The organism is Pseudomonas sp. TE4620 (assembly GCF_056279045.1).
The window spans coordinates 780,848-801,124 of sequence record NZ_JBWBQO010000001.1 but is presented as its reverse complement, the minus strand read 5'-3'; the positions used below and the strand labels follow the sequence as shown (position 1 = coordinate 801,124).

18 protein-coding genes and 1 pseudogene are annotated in these 20,277 nt (G+C 62.9%); 5 read left to right on the top strand and 14 right to left on the bottom strand.

Annotated elements, in window-relative coordinates:
• Positions 1-161: 161 nt before the first annotated feature.
• The 4 genes and pseudogenes from ACZ9A3_RS03845 to hrpA form a co-directional block, all read right to left on the bottom strand.
• A complete protein-coding gene (locus tag ACZ9A3_RS03845; protein ID WP_093386024.1) occupies positions 162-392 on the bottom strand; it encodes an anti-sigma factor family protein in 231 nt (76 codons plus the stop codon).
• Positions 386-1,017 (bottom strand): annotated as a pseudogene (locus ACZ9A3_RS03840) (RNA polymerase sigma factor). The gene ACZ9A3_RS03845 and the pseudogene ACZ9A3_RS03840 overlap by 7 nt, the downstream one beginning before the upstream one ends.
• Before the next feature lie 111 nt (positions 1,018-1,128).
• Positions 1,129-2,250, bottom strand: a complete 1,122-nt coding sequence (locus ACZ9A3_RS03835) for a beta-ketoacyl-ACP synthase III (RefSeq protein WP_476252158.1) — start codon at positions 2,248-2,250, stop codon at positions 1,129-1,131.
• 205 nt (positions 2,251-2,455) lie between these two features.
• Entirely contained in the window at positions 2,456-6,361 is a 3,906-nt protein-coding gene (hrpA, locus tag ACZ9A3_RS03830) for an ATP-dependent RNA helicase HrpA (protein ID WP_476252157.1), read from the bottom strand.
• 186 nt (positions 6,362-6,547) lie between these two features.
• On the opposite strand from hrpA, the gene ACZ9A3_RS03825 reads away from it, so the two are divergent.
• The 3 genes from ACZ9A3_RS03825 (at position 6,548) to ACZ9A3_RS03815 (ending at position 9,510) form a co-directional block, all read left to right on the top strand.
• Positions 6,548-6,712: a hypothetical protein gene (locus ACZ9A3_RS03825; protein ID WP_213602103.1), complete on the top strand. Its 165-nt coding sequence runs from the start codon at positions 6,548-6,550 to the stop codon at positions 6,710-6,712.
• A 96-nt stretch (positions 6,713-6,808) separates the two neighbouring features.
• Positions 6,809-8,173 carry a glutamine synthetase family protein gene (locus ACZ9A3_RS03820; protein ID WP_476252156.1) on the top strand — a complete coding sequence of 455 codons (1,365 nt, stop codon included), beginning with the start codon at positions 6,809-6,811 and terminating at the stop codon, positions 8,171-8,173.
• Between the two features lie 29 nt (positions 8,174-8,202).
• A complete protein-coding gene (locus tag ACZ9A3_RS03815; RefSeq protein WP_476252155.1) occupies positions 8,203-9,510 on the top strand; it encodes an NAD(P)/FAD-dependent oxidoreductase in 1,308 nt (435 codons plus the stop codon).
• Between the two features lie 84 nt (positions 9,511-9,594).
• On the opposite strand, the gene fadD1 is transcribed toward ACZ9A3_RS03815, so the two are convergent.
• On the bottom strand, positions 9,595-11,292 hold the full coding sequence (gene fadD1, locus ACZ9A3_RS03810) for a long-chain-fatty-acid--CoA ligase FadD1 (protein WP_093386044.1): 1,698 nt from the start codon (positions 11,290-11,292) through the stop codon (positions 9,595-9,597).
• Between the two features lie 282 nt (positions 11,293-11,574).
• Positions 11,575-13,263 (bottom strand): long-chain-fatty-acid--CoA ligase FadD2, encoded by a 1,689-nt coding sequence (fadD2, locus tag ACZ9A3_RS03805; protein ID WP_045193417.1) that lies wholly within the window; start codon positions 13,261-13,263, stop codon positions 11,575-11,577.
• Positions 13,264-13,472: 209 nt separating this feature from the next.
• Between fadD2 and ACZ9A3_RS03800 the strand changes: the two genes are divergently transcribed.
• Both ACZ9A3_RS03800 and ACZ9A3_RS03795 read left to right on the top strand, forming a co-directional pair.
• Positions 13,473-14,417 (top strand): alpha/beta hydrolase, encoded by a 945-nt coding sequence (locus tag ACZ9A3_RS03800; protein WP_045193418.1) that lies wholly within the window; start codon positions 13,473-13,475, stop codon positions 14,415-14,417.
• 34 nt (positions 14,418-14,451) lie between these two features.
• Complete coding sequence (locus ACZ9A3_RS03795) at positions 14,452-14,922, top strand: MaoC family dehydratase (protein WP_045187560.1); 471 nt, start codon at positions 14,452-14,454, stop codon at positions 14,920-14,922.
• 3 nt (positions 14,923-14,925) lie between these two features.
• Here ACZ9A3_RS03795 and ACZ9A3_RS03790 read toward each other — a convergent pair whose 3' ends face one another.
• The 8 genes from ACZ9A3_RS03790 to ACZ9A3_RS03755 all read right to left on the bottom strand — a co-directional run bounded on the left by ACZ9A3_RS03790 (position 14,926) and on the right by ACZ9A3_RS03755 (position 20,191).
• A complete protein-coding gene (locus ACZ9A3_RS03790; RefSeq protein ID WP_093386051.1) occupies positions 14,926-16,161 on the bottom strand; it encodes an RNA polymerase sigma factor in 1,236 nt (411 codons plus the stop codon).
• On the bottom strand, positions 16,161-16,652 hold the full coding sequence (locus tag ACZ9A3_RS03785; RefSeq protein WP_045193421.1) for an SRPBCC family protein: 492 nt from the start codon (positions 16,650-16,652) through the stop codon (positions 16,161-16,163). Before ACZ9A3_RS03785 ends, ACZ9A3_RS03790 begins: the two co-directional genes overlap by 1 nt.
• Positions 16,653-16,671: 19 nt before the next feature.
• Positions 16,672-17,016, bottom strand: a complete 345-nt coding sequence (locus ACZ9A3_RS03780; protein ID WP_045193422.1) for a YciI family protein — start codon at positions 17,014-17,016, stop codon at positions 16,672-16,674.
• Positions 17,017-17,102: 86 nt separating this feature from the next.
• Positions 17,103-17,537 carry a YybH family protein gene (locus ACZ9A3_RS03775; RefSeq protein ID WP_045193423.1) on the bottom strand — a complete coding sequence of 145 codons (435 nt, stop codon included), beginning with the start codon at positions 17,535-17,537 and terminating at the stop codon, positions 17,103-17,105.
• Between the two features lie 315 nt (positions 17,538-17,852).
• Positions 17,853-18,512 carry a LysE family translocator gene (locus ACZ9A3_RS03770; RefSeq protein WP_195885915.1) on the bottom strand — a complete coding sequence of 220 codons (660 nt, stop codon included), beginning with the start codon at positions 18,510-18,512 and terminating at the stop codon, positions 17,853-17,855.
• Between the two features lie 81 nt (positions 18,513-18,593).
• Positions 18,594-18,926 carry a type II toxin-antitoxin system HicB family antitoxin gene (locus ACZ9A3_RS03765; protein WP_195885914.1) on the bottom strand — a complete coding sequence of 111 codons (333 nt, stop codon included), beginning with the start codon at positions 18,924-18,926 and terminating at the stop codon, positions 18,594-18,596.
• Positions 18,923-19,177: a type II toxin-antitoxin system HicA family toxin gene (locus tag ACZ9A3_RS03760; RefSeq protein ID WP_213602109.1), complete on the bottom strand. Its 255-nt coding sequence runs from the start codon at positions 19,175-19,177 to the stop codon at positions 18,923-18,925. Before ACZ9A3_RS03760 ends, ACZ9A3_RS03765 begins: the two co-directional genes overlap by 4 nt.
• A 57-nt stretch (positions 19,178-19,234) precedes the next feature.
• Positions 19,235-20,191 carry a threonine dehydratase gene (locus tag ACZ9A3_RS03755; protein ID WP_195885913.1) on the bottom strand — a complete coding sequence of 319 codons (957 nt, stop codon included), beginning with the start codon at positions 20,189-20,191 and terminating at the stop codon, positions 19,235-19,237.
• Positions 20,192-20,277 lie beyond the last annotated feature (86 nt).

The following is a 20,277-nucleotide window of genomic DNA, read 5'->3' as shown; positions in this document are numbered from 1 at the left end:
GGAAAAACACGCGGCTCAGGCCACTTGTGCTGGGGAGGAATCTTGGCGGGGGTGTATGTCAGATCAGTGGCTTTTAGATAAATGTTTTGTGACAGGGGAACTTTTTTACTTCGAAATGAAATAAGCCGGAAAGCTCCGTTGCAGAGCCTCCCGAGCCGGATTCAGGAGTTTTTCAGCTCCCGCGCCAGACGCTCGGCCAGTGCCTCGCTGTCGCCCGCCGGTTGTTCCGGCAAAGCCCGTACCGTGGCCTGGGCCACGCGCATCTGCTTGAGAAAGCGCCGGCAGTGGCGACAGAACAACAGGTGCTGACGGACCATCAGGCGCTCGCCCAGGGTCAGTTGTCCATCCAGGTAGTCGCTGGAGCGGGCGACGAGTTCCTTGCAGCTCAGCATTGACCGGTTTCCTCGAAATGTTCCAGGGTGGCGAAGACCTTCAGGCGCGCGCGGTGCAGCAATACGCGGACATTGGAGAGGGAAATCTCGAGAAGATTACAGATCTGCTCGAGCTCCAGGCCCTGGCGCTCGCGTAGCACCAGCACACTGCATTGCAGTTCCGACAGGCTGAGCAAGGTGTGCTCCAGGCACTCACGCATCTGCTCCAGCACTCACGCATCTGCTCGCGGCTGAGCAGGGCTTCAGGGGTGTCCTCATGCCAGGCCGAAGGCCCTTGCAGCCAGTGGCCGTCGGTAGCAAAGCGCTCATCGCCAATGGTGCCATGCGGGCCTGGCAGGTCATCGAGAAGCACTTCGCGGCGATTTTGCTTGTAGCGGGTCTTGGCCGCGTTGGCGGTAATGGTCAGCAGCCAGGTTTTCAGGCTCGAGCGCTGCTCGAACCCCTTGAGGTTGCGCACCACCGCCAGCCAGGCGTCCTGTACCGCTTCGTCGGCATGCCGGCTGCCGACAATCGCATAGGCCACTGCGCGCATGGCGCCCTGATAGCTGTCGACCAGTTCCTTGAACGCCTGTTGCTCACCCTTGAGCAGCCGCTCCAGCAAGCGGGTTTGTTGTTCAGCAGTCATCGCCATCCATCCATCGTTCTGCGGGTAGAGTCCGATTAGGCGGATTTGTTACAGCCAACGCTATCAGTGAAGTGTCGCAACAACGTGGGACACTTCACCGGTAGTTGCAGCTCAACGCTTGCGCAGGATCACGCTACCGATCGAATAGCCGGCCCCGAACGAGCTGAGCACGCCCAGGGCGCCCTGTGGCAGGTCGTCCTGATGCTTGTGCAGGGCGATTACCGAGCCTGCCGAGCTGGTGTTGGCGTAGCTGTCGAGGATTACCGGTGCCTCTTCTTCGAGGGCGTCACGACCAAGCAGTTTCTTCACGATCAGGTGGTTCATGCTCAGGTTGGCCTGGTGCAGCCAGAAGCGCTTGACGTCGCTGACATTGAGGTTGTTCTCGGTCAGGTGCTGGCCGATCAGCTCGGCGACCATCGGGCAGACCTCGCGGAACACCTTGCGGCCTTCCTGGACGAACAGCTTGTCGGGGGCGCCAATGCCCTCTTCGGCCGCGCGGTTGAGGAAGCCGAAGTTGTTGCGGATGTTGTTCGAGAACTGGGTCAGCAGTTTGGTGCTGACGATGTCGAACTGGTGCGTGGAGGTGGCCAGGTCGGCGCGCTCCACCAACACGGCAGTGGCGGCATCACCAAAGATGAAATGGCTATCGCGGTCACGGAAGTTCAGGTGGCCGGTGCAGATTTCCGGGCTGATCACCAGCACTGCGCGGGCCTGGCCCAACTGTACGCCGTTGCAGGCAGTCTGAATGCCGAAGGTGGCCGACGAGCAGGCTACGTTCATGTCGAAACCAAAGCCGTTGATGCCCAGCGCCTGCTGCACTTCGATGGCAATCGCCGGGTACGGGCGCTGCAGGTTGGAACAGGCAACGATCACCGCATCGACGTCGGCGGCAGTACGCCCGGCGCGTTGCAGGGCCTGCTCGGCGGCGGCCACGGCCATCTGGCAGAGGATCGACGGCTCGTCGTTGGAGCGCTCGGGCAGGCGCGGCTTCATGCGCTGCGGATCGAGAATGCCGTCCTTGTCCATGACGAAGCGGCTCTTGATGCCCGAGGCTTTTTCGATGAAGGCGGCGCTGGACTCGGCCAGGGCCTGGACTTCACCGCGCTCGATGGCGGCGGCGTTGTCACGGTTGAACTGCTGCACGTAGGTATTGAAGGACTCCACCAGCTCTTCGTTGGAAATGCTGTTGGCCGGGGTGTACAGGCCGGTGCCGCTGATGACGACGTTATGCACGGTCGTTCCTCTGTTCGGGGCCATTGCCAGCCCGGCAACGGCCTGTTCGGTCGGTTTGAGTTGGCACCAAAGTACCAACTTTGACTGGCAATGCCCCCAGCTTGCGGGCCACTGCGCAGTGCTGCATGCGTGAGCCGCGCAGGCCCGGCAGGTTATTCCGGGATGCGCGGCGTATATCGGTCAAGTGTGCCACAACTGCAGGGGTTTAGGCTTCCACCTGACTCCACTGCTTGCTCAGTCGTTTGTCGGAAACCGGGACCTTGGTGCCCAACTGCTGGGCGAACAACGACACCCGGTATTCCTCCAGCCACCAGCGGTACAGCTGCAGCTGCTCGTCGCGCTTGCCTTCCTGCAGGTGCTTGTCCAGGCGGGTCTGGTACTGGCTCCAGAGGTTGCCCAGCTCGCCGCTCCAGACCCGGTCCTTCTGCACCTGGGCGCCAAGCTTCTCAAGACGCAACTCGATCGCCTTGAGGTAGCGCGGCAGCTCCTTGAGCCACAGCCCCGGGGTTTCGCGGACAAAGCCGGGGTAGACCAGGTTGCCCAGTTGCTGCTTGATGTCGTTGAGGGCCACGGCCTGGGCCAGGTCGATCTTGCCCTTGAAGCGCTTTTGCAGGCCATGCCAGAGCTTGAGGACTTCCAGGGTCAGGCGAGCCAGACGCTCGGCGTGCTCGGCCCAGCTGCCGCGCTTGCGCTCGGCCAGCGAGGCCAGGCCGGCGCCATCGCGTGGCAGCGTGGCCTCGCCTTCAAGGATGCAACTGTCGAGGCTGGCCAGCAGAATGTCCTCGACCAGCGCCTCGACCCGACCCAGCTCGCGGTACAGCAAACCCAGCTCGGTCAGCCCCGGCAGCTTGCCGCGCAAAAACTTGGCCGGCTCCGCCAGTTGTTGCAGCAGCAGGCGCTGCAAGGCTCGGCGGTGCTGGAACTCGGCTTCAGCCTGGGTCGAGAAGCGCCCTTCCTTGACCGTGCCGTTTTCTTCCACCAGCGCCGGATAGACCGTCATCGACAGCCCGGCAAACTTTTGTTGCGCAGTCTCGGCCACCTGGGTGAAGGCCTTGGCCTGCACCGGCTGCTGGCTTTGCGCGGTTTGCGGGACCGCCAGCGCGGCCTGGCTGGCCGCGGCAAAGCGCGCGGTCAGCTCGGCCAGGTCACGGCCTTCACCGAGGAACTTGCCCTGGCCATCGACCACTTCCAGGTTCATCTTCAGGTGGCTGTCGACCTGGGCCGCAGCTTCGGCCCAGGCTTCGTCGCTGACCCGCGCACCGGTCATGCGCAGCAACTCGCGGCCAAGCGCCTGGGGCAACGAACATTCAGCGAAGCTCATGCGCTGCAGGGCGGCCTTGACGAAGTCCGGCACCGGCACGAAATTCTTGCGCAAGGCCTTGGGCAGGTTGCGCACCAGGGCGATGCACTTGGCTTCCAGCAGGCCCGGCACCAGCCACTCCAGGCGTTCGCCCGGCAGGCTCGGCAACAGCGGCGCCGGCACCCGCACGGTAACGCCGTCGCGCGGATGGTTTGGCTCGAAGTGGTAACTCAGGGCCAAGCTCAGGTCGCCCAGGCGCAGGGTGTCCGGGTACTGCGCGGCGGTGACCTCACTGGCCTCGCGGGCCAGCACGTCTTCCTCGCGCATGATCAGCAACTGCGGGTCTTTCTGGCTGTTGACCCGGTACCAGCTGTCGAAGGTTGCGGTCTGGTGGATCTCGGCCGGCAGCCGCGCCTCATAGAAGCCGTACAGGGTTTCTTCATCGGCGAGGATGTCGCGCCGGCGGGCCTTGGCTTCCAGCTCGTCGAGTTGCTCAAGCAAGCGCCGGTTGGCGGTCAGGCACCTGGCCTTGGACTGGATCTCGCCGCCGACCAGGGCCTCGCGGATAAACAGCTCGCGCGACATTACCGGGTCGACCGGGCCGTAATGCACCGGCCGCCGGCCAACCACGATCAGGCCATAGAGGGTGACCTGCTCGAAGGCCACCACCTGGCCGCGCTTCTTCTCCCAGTGCGGTTCGAAGTGGTTTTTCTTGATCAGGTGCCCGGCCAGCGGCTCGATCCAGTCCGAATCGATCTTGGCCACCATGCGCGCATAGAGCTTGGTGGTTTCCACCAGCTCGGCGGTCATCAACCATTGCGGACGCTTCTTGCCTAGGCCGGACGAGGGGTGCACCCAGAAGCGCCGTTGGCGGGCGCCGAGGTAGTCACCGTCTTCGCTCTTCTGGCCGATCTGGCTGAGCAGACCGCAGAGGATCGCCTTGTGCAGGCGCGGGTAGTCGGCGGGCTCTTTATTGATGCTCAACTGCAGGTCGCGGCAGATCAGGCTGAGCTGACGGTGAGCATCGCGCCATTCGCGCAGGCGCAGGTAGTTGAGGAAATTCTTCCGGCACCAGTTGCGCAGCGGGCTGGCGGTCAGGGCCTGGCGTTGCTCTTCAAAGCCACGCCACAGGTTGACCAGCGCGGCGAAGTCGGAGTCGGCGTCTTTCCATTGTGCATGGGCCTGGTCCGCCGCTTGCTGGCGCTCCGGCGGCCGCTCGCGCGGGTCTTGCACCGACAGCGCACTGGCGACGATCAACAGCTCATTGAGGCTGCCCTGCTTGGCGCCTTCGAGCAGCATGCGGCCCAGCCGCGGGTCCACCGGCAGGCGCGCCAACTGGCGGCCCAGGGGCGTGAGCTGGTTCTCGCGGTTGACCGCCGAGAGCTCCTGCAACAGGTTGAAGCCGTCGCTGATGGCCTTGCCGTCCGGCGGCTCGATGAACGGGAAGGCGTCAATATCGCCCAGGCGCAGGTGCAGCATCTGCAGGATGACTGCCGCCAGGTTGGTACGCAGGATCTCAGGGTCGGTAAAGGCCGGCCGCGCATTGAAGTCTTCTTCGCTGTACAGGCGCACGCAGATGCCCGGCTCGACCCGCCCGCAGCGGCCCTTGCGCTGGTTGGCGCTGGCCTGGGACACCGCTTCGATCGGCAGGCGCTGAACTTTGGCCCGGTAGCTGTAGCGGCTGATGCGCGCGGTGCCGCTATCGATCACATAGCGGATGCCCGGCACCGTCAGCGAGGTTTCGGCAACGTTGGTGGCCAGCACCACACGCCGCCCCGGATGGGACTGGAAAATCTTCTGCTGCTCGGCCGGCGACAGGCGTGCGTACAGCGGCAGGATTTCGGTGTGGCGCAACTGCGCCTTGCGCAGCATCTCGGCAGCGTCGCGAATCTCGCGCTCGCCGGGCAGAAACACCAGCACATCGCCCGGGCCCTTGCCCTGGCTGCGCTCAAAGGCGGCAATCTCGTCGAGGGTGGCGAGGATCGCCTGGTCGACGGTGAGGTCGTCCTCGACGCGGTTGCCCTCCTCGTCCTGCTCGCGGGTTACCGGCCGGTACCAGGTTTCCACCGGGTAGGTGCGGCCCGACACCTCGATGATCGGCGCATCGTTGAAATGCTTGGAGAAGCGCTCAAGGTCAATGGTCGCCGAGGTGATGATGACCTTGAGATCGGGGCGACGCGGCAGCAGGGTCTTGAGGTAACCGAGCAGAAAATCGATGTTAAGGCTGCGCTCGTGGGCTTCGTCGACAATGATGGTGTCGTAGCGCTCGAGAAAGCGGTCGTGCTGGGTTTCGGCCAGCAGGATACCGTCGGTCATCAGCTTGACCAGGGTATTGGCGTCGCTCTGGTCTTCGAAGCGCACCTGGTAGCCGACCAGCGCCCCCAGCGGCGTACCGAGTTCTTCGGCGACCCGGGTGGCAACGCTGCGCGCGGCAATCCGCCGGGGCTGGGTATGGGCGATCAGGCCGTGCTGGCCGCGGCCCAGTTCCAGGCAGATCTTCGGCAGCTGGGTGGTTTTGCCCGAGCCGGTTTCGCCGGCGATGATCAGCACCTGATGCTCGGCCAGAACCTTCTTGATCTCGTCACGCTTGGCCGCAATCGGCAGGCTGTCGTCGTAACGGATGCTCGGCACACTGGCCTTGCGCGCGGTGACCTGGGCGCAGGAGGCCTGGACCTTGTCGACCCATTGCGCAAGCCTGGCCTCATCCGGGCGCTTGCGCAGCTCGTGCAACTGCCGGCGCAGACGGTGGCGCTCGGCAATCATGGCGTGGTCGAGGTTTTTCAGCAGTTGATCAATCGCGTGGTCAGTCATGGGGGCTTTTTAGTCGTGCAGGTGAGCCTGCTTTTGCATGATCGGCTTTTCAAGGGCTGCGATTGTCGCAGATTTGCCGACGCTCGGCACGGTTGCGGGCGGGCGGACGATTGTTTAGCCGCGGCTTATCTGAAGTTACCCAAAGGCTGATTTAATGAACCTTCCCCGGCATGGGAGTATCCAGGCATGACTTCGTCTACCGGTTTGCCCCGCCTGCTGCTGCGCCCTTCGTTCCCGAAGGTGCGGGCGCGCTGCGGGGAAAATCCGCTGGTACACATCATTCTCGCCTTCTGGGCTTTGTGGCACTGCCGCCATGCCCGCCCACCGGACGCCCGCCTCGCTCTGCACTGAACCGTGCGGCCAGCTTCTGGCCGACCTTCCTTGTCGAAGACTGCCGCCTGACCGGCTAGACAGTCCTGTGCGCCTGAGGGCGCGAGCGAGCACACCATGCACTTTGCCCCTATCGAGCAGGCCCGAACGTTCCTGGCCGCCAACCCCGATATCGAGATGATCGAGCTGTTCATCCTCGACGCCAACGGCGTACCACGCGGCAAGCTGCTGCACCGCGAAGAGCTGCTGGCGGTGTACGAAAGCGGGCGGCCATTGCCCAGCACCATCCTCGGTTTGACCCTCAACGGCGACGATGTGGAAAACTCAGGCCTGGTCTGGGATGTCGGCGATATCGATTGCCGCGCCTACCCGCTGGAAAACAGCCTGGTGCGCCTGCCGTGGCGGCAGATTCCCACCGCTGCAGTACAAGTCAGCATGCACCCCAGCGAAGGCCTGCCGGCGACTGTCGCCGACCCGCGCCACCTGCTGGTCAAGGTCATCGATGCGCTCAAGGCCGACGGTTACTACCCGGTGATGGCCTGCGAGCTGGAGTTCTATCTGCTCGACCAGCAACGTGACAGCCATGGCCGCCCGCAACCGGCCTTGGACCGCGACGGCGGGCGCCCGCGTGGCACTCAGGTCTACGGCCTGCGTGAGCTGGAGCAGATCGAGCCGTTTCTCGCCGACCTCTACGCGGCCTGCAAGACCCAGGGCATTCCAGCGCGCACGGCGATTTCCGAATACGCCCCGGGCCAGGTGGAAATCACCCTCGAGCATGGCGATGCGCTGCTGGCCATGGACCAGGCGGTGCGCTACAAGCGCCTGGTCAAGGGCGTGGCGCACAAGCACGGGATGCAGGCCTGCTTCATGGCCAAGCCGTTCGATCACCTGGCCGGCACTGGCATGCACATGCACGTGAGCCTGGCCGATGCCCAGGGCAACAACCTCTACGCCAGCGAAGACAAAGCCGGTACGCCGCTGCTGCGCCAGTCGGTGGCCGGCATGCTCACGCTGCTGCTCGATTCGCTGCTGCTGTTCTGCCCCAACGCCAACTCCTACCGCCGCTTCCAGGCCAACAGCTATGCGCCGCTGGCGCCGACCTGGGGCGTCGACAACCGTACCGTCAGCCTGCGCGTGCCCGGCGGCCCGGCCAACAGCCGGCACATCGAGCACCGCATCTGCGGCGCCGATGCCAACCCTTACCTGGCCGCAGCAGCGATTCTCGCCAGCCTGCATCACGGCATCCGCCAGCAACTCGACCCGGGCGCGCCGGTCGAGGGCAATGGCTACGCCCAGGCCAGCGAACTGCTGCCCACCGACTGGCTGACCTCGTTGACTGCGCTTGAGCGTTCAAGCTGGGCCCGCGAAGCCCTGGGCGCCGAGTTCCTCGGCGTGTACCTGGCGGTCAAGCGCGCCGAGTACCGCCAGTTCATGGCCGAAGTCGGCGAACAGGACTGGCGCTGGTACCTGAGCCAGGCCTGACCCTTTATTTTTGCACCAAGGATTTTGTTATGAATGCAGCCGTAAACGCCGGCCCTGCCCAACGCAGCGCCTCGTACTACACCGACAGCCTCAACGACACCACCCAGTACCCGACCCTCAAGGGCACGGTGAAAGTCGACGTGGCAATCATTGGCGGCGGCTTTACCGGTGTCGCCAGCGCCGTGGAACTGGCCGAGCGCGGCCTGAAAGTCGCCATCGTTGAAACCAACCGCATCGGCTGGGGCGCCAGCGGGCGCAACGGCGGCCAGGTCACCGGCAGCCTCTCGGGCGATGAAGCGATGCGCAAACAGATGCGCGACAAGCTCGGCGATGACGTCGATGATTTTATCTGGCACCTGCGCTGGCGCGGCCACCAGATCATCGAGCAAAGGGTCGAGCGCTACGGCATCGACTGCGACCTCAAGCGCGGCCACCTGCACGCGGCGATGAAAGACTCGCACATGGGCGAACTGCGCGCCTTCGCCGCCGAGGCCGAGCGCCGCGGCATGGGCGACCAGGTCGAGCTGCTGGGCCAGAACGCCATGCGCGAACACCTGCAAAGCCCGCTGTACCTCGGCGCCTTGAAGAACCGGCGCAACCTGCACCTGCACCCGCTCAACCTGTGCCTGGGCGAAGCCCGCGCCGCACACAGCCTGGGCGCACTGATCTTCGAGAACTCCGAAGTGCTGGACATCATCCATGGCGAGCAGCCGGCAGTGGTGACGGCCCACGGCCGGGTCGAGGCCAAGCAGATTCTGTTGGCCGGCGACGTCTATCACAAACTGGAAAAACGCCAGCTCAAGGGCAAGATCTTCCCGGCCATGGGCGGCATCGTCACTACTGCGCCGCTGGGTGAACTGGCCGCGCAGATCAACCCGCAGGATCTTGCGGTGTACGACTGCCGCTTCGTCCTCGACTACTACCGGCTGACCGCCGATGGTCGCCTGCTGTTCGGTGGTGGCGCCAACTATTCCGGGCGCGATTCACGGGATATCGCCGGCGAACTGCGGCCGTGCATCGAGCGCACCTTTCCGGCGCTCAAGGGCGTGCCGATCGAGTTCCAGTGGAGTTGCGCGATGGGCATCGTGGTCAACCGCATTCCGCAGCTGGGCAAGCTCTCGGACAACGTCTGGTACTGCCAGGGCTATTCCGGGCACGGCATCGCCACCAGCCATATCATGGGCGAGATAATGGCCGAAGCACTGACCGGGACGCTGGAGAAATTCGATACCTTTGCCGGCTGCAAACACATCAAGGTGCCGATGGGCGATGTGCTGGGCAATCCGTTACTGGCGGCGGGGATGTGGTATTACCAGATGCTTGAAAAACTGCGCTGAAAGCATCGCTGGCAAGCCAGCTCCCACAGGATCGATGGTGGGAGCTGGCTTGCCAGCGATCGAGCGCGAAGCGCTCGCCTTGACTCAGGCGATCTTCTTCAGGCCCAGCTTCTTCAGTTCTTCATCACGCAGTTCACGGCGCAGGATCTTGCCGACGTTGGTGGTCGGCAGCGCATCGCGGAACTCGATGAAACGCGGCACCTTGTAGCCGGTGACGTTTGCACGCATGTGCTCCATCACCTGCTCCTTGGTCACGGTCATGCCCGGCTTGACCACGATGAAGATCTTGATCACTTCACCGGATTTTTCATCCGGCACACCGATGGCCGCGCACTGCAGCACGCCTGGCAACGCCGCCAGCACGTCCTCAAGCTCATTCGGATAGACGTTGAAACCGGAGACCAGGATCATGTCTTTCTTGCGATCGACAATGCGCATGTAGCCGTCGGTCTGGATCAGGGCGATGTCACCGGTCTTCAGCCAGCCGTCACTGTCGAGGATCTCGTTGGTGGCGTCTTCGCGCTGCCAGTAGCCCTTCATTACCTGCGGCCCTTTCACGCACAGCTCGCCGACTTCGCCCAGGGCCAGTTCAACACCGGCGTCGTCGATGATCTTGCACAGGGTCGAGGGCACCGGAATGCCGATGGTGCCGATCTGGTTCTGCTCGGCCGGGTTGACCGCCGCCACCGGGCTGGTCTCGGTCATGCCGTAACCTTCGCAGATGGCGCAGCCGGTGATTGCCTTCCAGCGCTCGGCGACGCTCATCTGCAGGGCCATGCCGCCCGACAGGGTGATCTTCAGGCCAGAGAAATCCAGCTTGCGGAAATTCTCGTTGTTGCACAGGGCCACGAACAAGGTATTAAGGCCGACAAAGCCGCTGAACTTCCACTTGCCCAGTTCCTTGACCATCGCCGGCAAGTCGCGCGGGTTGCTGATCAGGATGTTGTGGCTGCCGATCAGCATCATTGCCATGCAATGAAAGGTGAAGGCATAGATGTGATACAGCGGCAACGGCGTGATCAGGATCTCGCAACCTTCATTGAGGTCCGAGCCCATCAGCGCCCGGCATTGCAGCATGTTGGCGACCAGGTTGCGGTGGGTCAGCATCGCGCCCTTGGCCACCCCGGTAGTGCCACCGGTGTACTGCAACACGGCGACGTCATGGCGGTCTGGATTGGCTTCCTGAAAGGTCTGGCCACGGCCCTTGCTCAAGGCGTCGTTGAACTTGACCGCCTTGGGCAGGTTGTACGCCGGGACCATTTTCTTCACGTACTTGATCACGCTGTTGATCAACAGGCGTTTAACCGGTGGCAAGAGGTCGGCCACTTCGGTGACAATAACGTGTTTGACCTGGGTCTTGGGCACTACCTTTTCGGCCAGGTGCGCCATGTTTGCCAGGCAGACCAGCGCCTTGGCGCCGGAATCATTGAACTGGTGTTCCAATTCCCGCGCGGTATACAACGGGTTGGTGTTGACCACGATCAGGCCCGCACGCAGGGCACCGAACACGGCAACGGGGTATTGCAGAACGTTGGGCAGCTGCACGGCAATACGATCACCCGGCTGCAGGTCGGTATGCTGTTGCAGGTAAGCGGCAAACGCCCCCGACAACTCATACAACTCGCCGTATGTAATGGTTTTGCCCAGGTTGCTAAAGGCCGGTTTATCGGCAAAGCGCTGGCAAGACTGCTTCAATACCGCCTGAATATTCGGATACTCATCAGGATTGATTTGCGAGGCAATCCCGGCTGGGTACTTATCCTTCCAAAAGTTTTCGATCATGGAAGCCCACTCCTCCAGCAACAGCGAATTCTTCACCGCAGTCGATGCGATTATTATTGATATAAGATTACGGTTTATTGCAAACCTGATAATCAGAAGCGGGCCGAGAGTAGCAGCTTTGCCAAGGGCCGCCTAGAGCTAAAGTAGCCCAGACAGTCACGGAAATGACTCTTGATAATCACGTAGTCATTTTTAGAGTAAAGATTCTAAAGCTTCAAGCCACAAGCTACAAGCTACAAGCTGGCCGGGCTTGCAGCTTGCAGCTTGCAGCTTCCAGTTCCCTCAGGCTATATCCCGAAGCTCCCTGCGCAGAATCTTGCCCACTGCCGTCATCGGCAGCGACTCGCGCAAGACAATATGCTTGGGCACCTTGTAGCCGGTGAAGTTGGCCTTGCAGTAAGCCTTCAGCTCTTCAAGGCTTACCCCGCCCTCGCGCGGCACCACGAACAGCTTCACCGCCTCGCCCGAACGCTCGTCGGGGATGCCGATCACCGCGCAACTGGCCACTTGCGGATGGCTCATCACCACTTCTTCGATCTCGTTGGGGTACACGTTGAAGCCCGAGACGATGATCATGTCCTTCTTGCGGTCGACGATGCGGGTAAAGCCGTCCGGGTCGATCACGGCAATGTCGCCGGTCTTGAACCAGCCTTCGCTGTCCAGCGCCTCGGCCGTCGCCTCGGGGTGCTGCCAGTAACCCTTCATCACTTGCGGGCCCTTGATGCACAACTCGCCGCGCTCGCCGAAGGGCTGCTCGACACCTGCATCGTCAATCACCTTGAACGCCGTGCCCGGCACCGGAATGCCCACGGTGCCCAGGCGTGCCAGCTGGCCGTAAGGGTTGGTGCTGGCTACCGGCGAGGTCTCGGTCAGGCCGTAGCCTTCGACAATGCGGCAACCGGTGATGCTCTCCCAGCGCTCGGCGGTGGCGCTGACCAATGCGGTACCGCCGGAGTTGGTGACCTTCAGCGCCGAGAAGTCGAGGTTCTTGAACTCTGGGTGGTTCATCAGCGCGACGAACAGGGTGTTGAGCCCGAGCAGCCCGGAGAACTTCCACTTCTTCAGCTCTTTGACAAAGCCGGCGATGTCGCGCGGGTTGGTGATCAGCACGTTATGGTTGCCGGTAACCATCATGCACATGCAGTTCGCGGTAAAGGCATAGATATGGTAGAGCGGCAGCGGCGCGATCATCACCTCCTGCCCGTCCTTGATCAGGCGCTGGCCATCGGCACCGTGCTGGGAGAAACACGCCAGCACCTGGAGCATGTTCGCCACCAGGTTGCCGTGGGTCAGCATCGCGCCCTTGGCCAGGCCCGTGGTGCCGCCGGTGTATTGCAGCACGGCGATGTCATCGAGGCCCAGCGCAACCGGCTTGAGCGCCTGGCCGCGGCCCTGGGCCAGGGCGCTCTTGAATGGCACCGCCTGCGGCAGGCGGTAGTCCGGGACCATCTTCTTGACCTTGCTGACGATGGTGTTGACCAGCCAGCCCTTGGCCGTCGGCAGCATGTCGCCCATCTTCGCCTCGATGAGGAACTCGATGCCGGTGTCGGGCAGCACCTCCTGCACCAGCTTGCCGAACATGTTCAGGTACACCAGCGCCCGGGCGCCGGAGTCCTTGAACTGGTGGCGCATTTCGCGGGCGGTGTACAGCGGGTTGGTGTTGACCACGATCAGGCCGGCGCGCAAGGCGCCGAACACCGCGATGGGGTACTGCAGCACGTTGGGCATCTGTACCGCGATGCGGTCGCCCGGCACCAGGTCGGTGTGCTGCTGCAGGTAAGCGGCAAAGGCCGCAGAATAGCGTTCGAGTTCGGCGTAGCTCAGGGTGACCCCGAGGTTGCTGAACGCCGGGCGGTCAGCAAACTTCTTGCAGGAGCGTTCGAATACTTCGACCACTGACTTGTAAGCATTTATGTCAATTTGCGAAGGAACCCCTGCCGGGCGCTTGTCATTCCAGAAATCAGCTTGCATCTATTATTGTCCTCATACCTGAGCCGATCCGGCCCCCTTGCCTGCTTGGCGAAGAAGGTGCTCTGCCGACGTTAGCAGGTATGTCGCAGGTGGCAAATACGCCAAGCGCTGTCATTAACATTGTGAATCTTATTGCTGATGACCCTGCGATCCTGTCCCTGGGTTATACACTGTGCTGACTTACCGAGTTGCGCGCACAAGGACCCGCCATGCACCACGACGCGTTCTGGCTCCCGGCCAGCGATCACTGCAGCCTCTACGTTTATCAATGGCTGCCGGCCTCGCCGATCAAGGCGGTGGTGCTGCTGGCCCACGGCATGGCCGAGCACGCCGGGCGCTACCAACGCCTGGGCGAGGCCCTGAGCAATGCCGGCTATGCCCTGCTCGCCCACGACCAGCGCGGCCATGGACGCACCGCCGAGCTTGGCACTTTAGGCCTGTTCGCCCGACACAATGGCTGGAACAGCGTGGTCAACGACCTGGCCCTGCTCAGCCAGCACATCGGCCAGCAGTTTCCGGGCACCCCGGTGTTCCTGTTTGGCCACAGCATGGGCAGCTACATTGCCCAGGCCTACCTGATGCACCACGGCGCCAGCCTGCAGGGCGCGATTCTCAGCGGCTCGAACTTCCAACCGCCCGCGCTGTACCGCACCGCCTGCCTGATCGCCCGCTTCGAAGCCTGGCGCCAGGGCCCGCTGGGCCATAGCGCGCTGATCGAGTGGCTGTCGTTCGGCTCGTTCAACAAGGCCTTCAAGCCCAACCGCACGGCGTTCGACTGGCTCAGCCGCGACAACGACGAAGTCGACAAGTATGCTGCCGACCCGTTGTGCGGCTTTCGCTGCAGCAACCGTTTGTGGATCGACTTGCTGATGGGCCTTGAGCAAATCAGCCAGCCACGCAACCTGACGCAGATCGATCCGAACCTGCCGATCCTGGTGATGGGCGGCGAATGTGATCCGGTCAGTGCCGGCAAGCGTCTCAAGGATCTGGCCGGTGCCTTGCGCCTGGCCGGCAATCAGCATGTGCAGTTGCAGCTCTACCCCCAGGCGCGGCATGAGCTGCTCAACGAAACCAACCGTGACGAGGTCACGGCCGCCATCATCGACTGGCTGGAGCAGGCCCTGGCCATTGGCCGCCCCGCCCGCAGCGAATGATCGGCCGACCCGCACGCCAGAAGGAAAGCCAAGCATGACCCAGGTCACCAACACCCCGTACGAAGCCCTTGAAGTCGGCCAGACCGCCAGCTTCAGCAAAACCGTCGAAGAACGTGACATCCAGCTGTTCGCGGCGATGTCCGGTGACCACAACCCGGTGCACCTGGATGCCGAGTTCGCCGCCAAGAGCATGTTCAAGGAGCGCATCGCCCACGGCATGTTCAGCGGTGCGCTGATCAGCGCCGCAGTGGCCTGCGAGCTGCCCGGCCCGGGCACCATCTACCTGGGCCAGACCATGAGCTTCCAGAAGCCGGTCAAGTTCGGCGACACCCTGACCGTGCGCCTGGAAATCCTCGAGAAACTGCCGAAGTTCAAGGTGCGCATCGCCACCCGTGTGTTCAACCAGAACGACGAACTGGTGGTCGATGGCGAGGCCGAGATCCTCGCCCCGCGCAAACAGCAGACCGTCGAGCTGGTCAGCCCGCCGCCTATCACCATCGGCTGATGCCTACAACTCGGCCAGGCGGCGCTCGATAAAGCGCCGCTCGGGGCCCTGACGGGTCAGCTCGAGGGCACTGCGATAGGCCTCGCGGGCGTGATCCAGGCGGCCCAACTGGCGGCACAGTTCGGCGCGGGCCGAATGGGCCAGGTGATAATCCTGCAACTGGCCACGGGCCAGAATTGCCTCCACTGCCGCCAGCCCCGCCTCGGCGCCATCGCGCCGGGCCAGAGCCGCTGCGCGGTTGAGCTCGATCACCGGTGACGGCCAGCGCTGCAGCAGCACATTGTACAAACCGACGATTTCATCCCAGTCCGTTGCCTCGGCACTGGCAGCTTCAGCGTGCACGGCCGCTATCGCTGCCTGCAGGCTATACACACCAAACTGCTGACTGCGCAGAGCTTGCTGCACCAACTGGCAACCTTCAGCTATAAATGCACGGTTCCACAGGCTGCGGTCTTGCTCATCAAGCAGTACCAACTCCCCCTCGGCGTCGCTGCGCGCCTGTTGCCGCGAGGCCTGCAAAAGCATCAAGGCCAACAGCCCGAGCACCTCCGGGTCAGGCAGCAGCTGCTGGAGCAAACGCCCCAGGCGGATCGCTTCATCGCTCAGGTCGTGGCGCATCAGGCTCTCCCCCGACGACGCCGAATAGCCTTCGTTGAACACCAGGTAGATCACCCGCAATACGCTATCAAGGCGCTCCGGCAGCTCGGCCAGCGACGGCACCTGGTACGGTATGCGCGCATCGCGGATCTTGGCCTTGGCCCGCACGATGCGCTGGGCGATGGTCGCCGGGCTCTGCAAAAAGGCGCGGGCGATTTCTTCGGTGGTCAGGTCACAGACTTCGCGCAAGGTCAGCGGCACCTGGGCATCGGCGGCCAGCGCCGGGTGACAACAGGTGAAGATCAGGCGCAGGCGGTCGTCCTCCAGTTCTTCGTCATTCACCTGAACCTCCTCTTGCGCCTCCAGTGCCTGCATCAACTGCACCTGGGAACGGTCGAAGCGCGCACGCCGGCGCAGGCTGTCGATGGCCTTGAAACGCCCGGTAGACACCAGCCAGGCTCGCGGGCTTGCCGGAATGCCGTCGCGTTGCCAGCGCTCCACGGCAATGAAAAACGCCTCGTGCATGGCCTCTTCGGCCAGATCGAAGTCGCCCAACAAGCGAATCAGCGTCGCCAGGATGCGCCGCGACTCCTGACGGTAGACGGCCTCCAGTTGCGCCCGTACCTGTGCCAGCGCTGCCATCAGTCGGGCATCTGCGTGGTCACCAGCGCCACCAGGCGATCCAGGCTCTCACCCCAGCCCCGGTGAAAGCCCATCTCTTCATGGGCCTGGCAATCGGCGGCACTCCAGTGCCAGGCGCGGGCGGTGTACTGGGTCTTGCCGTGGACGTCGTCAAAGGTCACCACGGCGGTCATGAACGCCTTGTTCGACGGCACCCAACCCGGACCGAAGGCATCGGTGAAGACGATCCGCGCCGGCGGCACGATCTCCAGAAACACGCCCTGGTTCGGGTATTCGCTGCCGTCCGGGGCACGCATCACCGTACGAAACAAGCCGCCCACCCACAGCTGCATTTCGCATTCCGGCGTGGTCATGCCGTTGGGCCCCCACCACTGGGCCAGCAGTTGTGGCTCGGTCCAGGCGCGAAACACCTTGCGCCGCGGCGCATCGATCAGGCGCGTCAACGACAACTCATGCTGCGCCTTGGGCGGCTCGGGGTGTAAAAGGCTCATCGTGTTGTGCTCCTCGGGTTCAGGGTTGCAAGTCGCGCACCGGCCGCACCTCGACACTGCCGACTCGCGCTGCGGGAATGCCCTTGGCAATGTTCAACGCCTCATTGAGGTCGCGGGCATCGACCAGATAGAAGCCGGCCAGTTGCTCCTTGGTTTCGGCGAACGGGCCGTCGGTCAGGCTCATCTGCCCGCCGCGTACACGCACGGTGGTCGCGGTCTGCACCGGCTTGAGCGCCTCGGCGGCGAGCATCCGGCCGCTGCCCTGGACCGACTCGGCATAGGCCATGCACTCGGCGTCGGCCGGGCTTTCAGGCAGGCTGTGCAGCAGACTTTCATCACAGTAGACCAGGCACAGGTATTTCATCGTCGTCTCCACCGCTGGGGATACTATGGCGGCAGTTCGCACCGCCTTGAAAAGCGCGATTCGGCATAACTTTCGGGGTTTTCAGCTCAAGGCTTGAGCGAGAACAGCGCGGCACCGGATTCCATGTCGAACGGTGCCGACCAATGCTCATGAATCACCTTCCACTGCCCGTCGATGCGCTGGTAGCCAACGGTCGCGCGCATATAGCAGCCTTGATCCTCACCGCCTTCGCTGCTGGCCGGACCACAGCGGTTGAGCCAATGGGCCAGGGCCAGTTCCGGCGTGGCGTGGATCTGCAGTTGCTCGATTTCGAAGATCATCTCACCGGGGCAGTGATCCATGCAGGCCTGCCAGTGGGCGCGATAGGCGGCCTTGCCCTGGAACTGCAATTGCTGGATGGCATCGAAGGCGCGAATGTTCTCGGCGTAAGGCGCGGTAATGGCCTCGACATCACGCGCGCGTACGGCGGGAAGCCACTGCTCGATGAGTTGGCGGATTTCGTTCTCGGCGGCACTGTTCATGGTCGTGTCCTCTGTGCGATAGGGCGCCGGATGACTCGGCGCGTTCACAGATGGTCGAATGGCAGTGGTTGAAATCGACAGGCTAGGGAAATGGATAACCCAGCAACCTCAATTTCGGGACTAAAAAAAGAGCCCCTTGCGGAGCTCTTGGCGTTACTGCGCAAGAAAACTGTCGCCGGAGCGCTTGGCGCGTTTGGCGGCGTGTTTTTCCTTGGCGGTTTTCAGTGGTTTTTTCTTCGTCATCTTTTTTGCATCCAGACCTTTCATCGAAGATCCTCCTGCCTGACGGCACCTGCGCACCGGTGTCCCGAATCATTATAGACCCGGGGTAGCCGCAGGCACGGCAAGGATGAACTCGCGGTAACCGGAAAGGATCACGTAGCCGGCAAAGTAACAGAAGATGCCCGCCGACAGCAGGTACGACCAGGTCAGCAGGCGGTCACCCAGCAGGCGCCCGCCATGACTGGCAATACCGCACAACGACAGGCACCAGATCAGCCCGGCGGCAAAAAAACCGCTAAGAAACAGCCCGGCCTCAAGCAGGCTGCCGCCCCCTGAACGGGAAATCAGCACCCCGCCGACCGCGGCAAACCAGAGGATGGCGCTGGGCGAGGACATGGCCAGGAAGATCCCGCGCAGGAACTCGCGCCAGCCCGATTCGATCACCACTGCGCCGGGGGTCTGCAGATGGGTGTTGCCGCGCAGCGCCGCCAGCAGCATCTTGATGGCAAACCATACCAGCAACACCGAGCCGCCCAGCCACAGCACCCAGCGCACCGTTTCAAATTGCAGCAGCACGGTCATCCCGGCCAGCGCCGCAATGGCATACAACAGGTCACCGACACAGGTACCCAGCCCCAGCCAGAAACCCTGCAAAAAACCCCGCTGCATGGCCAGGGTGATCATGGCGATATTGGCAATGCCGATATCCAGGCACAGCGACAAACTCAGCAGAAATCCGTTTGAAAAAGGCATCGACGTTCCGTAACCGCGGTTGATGGCAGGCGCTATTAAAACGGTTTTCTGCTGAACTGTATTGGAAGAAATTGCCTTTATTCAGGCCTGTGCTGCGCGCTCGAAAACTTCATCGGCCCATTGGTTGAGGCTCTTGCCTGCCGATTGAGCGGCGATGGTCGCCGCAGCATGGACTTCTGGCCTGATACGCAGCATGACCTTGCCGGAAGCGGGTTTTTCCGGCTTGACCCCACGCTCGGCGCAATCGGCCAGGTAGTCATCCAGGGCCAAGTGAAACGCCTCGTGCAACTGCCTGACGGCGCTGGCGTGAAAGCTGATGATGTCACGCACCCCCAGGACACGTCCGACGAAAATATCGTCCCGTGGGTCGTATTCGACTCGGGCGGTGTAGCCCTTGTAGTTCATAGTGTTCATGGTTGAACTCCTGCCCGTAGAAGAAACTCGCGGGCTTCTTCCACCTGATATCGCTTGGCCTCTTTGCCCGGGTGCGGCCGGTGACAGCGCCAGAGCTGACCACCCAGGATCAACTTGACCCTGGAACCCTCACGTTCCTGCACTTGCCCGCCCAGGTACAGCACCAGCGCCTCGATGTCGGTAAACACCAGGCTGGCGCTGGTCGGGGTGCGGAAGACGCTGTCGAGGATCTTTCGATATCGATTGTTCATCGGAAAATGCTATCAAAATAAGATAGCACTTTTTCCAATGCTTCAATTCAGGATTTTTCAATCGCCCGCCAGCACCTGCGCATACCGCTGCCGGTCAATGTTCGCCCCGCTGAGGATCACCGCCACCTTGCGCCCCTGCTGGCGCTCGCGCTCCTGGATCAGTGCGGCAAGCCCGGCGGCGCCTGCGCCTTCGGCGGTGTTGTGGGTGTCTTCGTGGTAGATGCGCATGGCCCGGGCCACTTCTTCGTCGCTGACGCGCACAATGCGCGCGGCATGCTGGCGGATGATTTCAAAGGCTTCGGGCAACGGCATGCGGCAGGCCATGCCATCGGCGAAGGTGTTGGCCGTGGCGGTGGTGACGATGCGGCCCTGCTCCAGGCTCTGGGCAAAGGCGTCGGCGGCGCTGGAGACCACGCCGACGATCTCGGTGCGCAGGCCCAGCAGGTTGCGCGCCTGGATCAACCCGCAGATGCCCGAGCCCATGCCGATCGGCACGTAGATGCAATCCAGCTCGCGCACGGCTTCCAGCAGCTCCAGCGCGTAGGTGGCGACGCCACGGATCAACTCGGGGTGAAACGGTGGAACGCTTTCGTAACCATGCAACTGGGCCAGGCGTGCGGCCTCTTCGCGGGCCTGGTCAAAGTCGGCGCCGTGCTCGATCAGTTGGGCGCCCAAAGCGCGCATCGCCGCGTTCTTTTCCAGCGAGTTGCCCTCGGGCACAACGATGATGATCGGCAGCCCGGCATTGCCCGCAGCCAGGGCCATGCTCTGGCCGTGGTTGCCACGGGTGGCGGTGACCAGGCCGCGCACCGCCGGCTTTTGTGCCCGCAGCCACTGCACATACATCAACCCGCCGCGCACCTTGAAGGCGCCGGTCGGGGCATGGTTTTCATGCTTGACCCAGACTTCGCAGCCCAGCCGCTCGGCCAGGCGCGGCCAGGCGTACTGAGGGGTGGCGGGTACGCTGGCATGAACCAGGCGGGCAGCTTCGCGCAGGGCTGGCAGGTCGAACATGGAACACCTCGGCAGGATCGGATTTGACCTGATCCTAGTCGCCGCGCATTGTATGGGTAAATTCCTATATTGCATGGCCAACAATA